Origin of the sequence: Mesorhizobium sp. M7A.F.Ca.US.006.04.2.1, assembly GCF_004022915.1 — a bacterium.
In the GTDB taxonomy this organism is placed as follows: domain Bacteria; phylum Pseudomonadota; class Alphaproteobacteria; order Rhizobiales; family Rhizobiaceae; genus Mesorhizobium; species Mesorhizobium ciceri.
The window spans coordinates 1-1107 of the sequence record NZ_RZQA01001318.1; the positions used below are offsets into that span (position 1 = coordinate 1).

The following is a 1107-nucleotide window of genomic DNA, read 5'->3' on the forward strand; positions in this document are numbered from 1 at the left end:
CTCGCGCAGTGCCCGATTCATGCGGGCGATCGTCTCGGCCGGCGTCGGCGCCCACGCCGTCACCTTCTCCAGCAGCGGATCGTAGAAGCGGGTGATGACCGCGCCCGAATAAGCGGTGCCGCCGTCGAGGCGGATGCCGAAGCCCGTCGCGCCGCGATAGGCGGTGATGCGGCCGTAATCGGGGATGAAATTGTGCTCGGGATCTTCCGTGGTGATACGGCACTGCAGCGCGTGGCCGTTCAGCCTTATGTCCTTCTGCGCCGGCACGCCTGATTCCGGTGTGCCGATGGCAAAGCCGTCGAGGATATGGATCTGCGCCTTGACGATATCGATGCCGGTCACCTGCTCGGTGACGGTGTGCTCGACCTGGATGCGCGGGTTGACCTCGATGAAATAGAATTTGCCGGTGTCGGCATCCTGCAGGAACTCGACCGTGCCGGCGCCGATATAGCTGGTCTCGCGGGCGATCTTGAGCGCATGGCCGCAAAGCTCCTCGCGCTGCGACATTTCGAGATAGGGCGCCGGCGCCCGCTCGACGACCTTCTGGTTGCGGCGCTGGATCGAACAGTCGCGCTCGAACAGGTGCACGGCATTGCCATGGGTATCGCCCAGCACCTGCACCTCGACATGACGGGCGCGTTCGATCAGCTTTTCGAGATAGACCTCGTCCTTGCCGAAGGCGGCTTTCGCCTCGCGCTTGCCTTCGGTGACTTCGCGGGCAAGGTCGGCTTCGGCGCGAATGGCCCGCATGCCGCGGCCGCCGCCGCCCCATGATGCCTTCAGCATCACCGGATAGCCGATTTCCTTGGCCAGTGTCTTGACCGTCTCCATGTCATCCGGCAACGGATCGGTGGCGGGGATCACCGGCACGCCGACCTCGATGGCGAGATTGCGCGCCGCGACCTTGTTGCCGAGCCGCCGCATTGTGTCCGGCCTCGGCCCGATGAAGGTAATGCCGGCTTCGGCACAGGCGTCGGCGAATTCGGGGCTTTCCGACAACAATCCGTAGCCGGGATGGATAGCATCGGCACCCGACAGCCTGGCGACGCGGATCACCTCCTCGATCGACAGATAGCTTTCGATCGGCCCCATGTCCCTGGTCAGATG

General features: G+C 64.5%; 1 protein-coding gene. It reads right to left on the bottom strand.

The window, feature by feature from the left end; translation table 11 throughout:
• On the bottom strand, positions 1-1107 hold a 1107-nt coding region (locus tag EN925_RS36955; protein WP_128337421.1), incomplete at both ends, for a biotin carboxylase N-terminal domain-containing protein.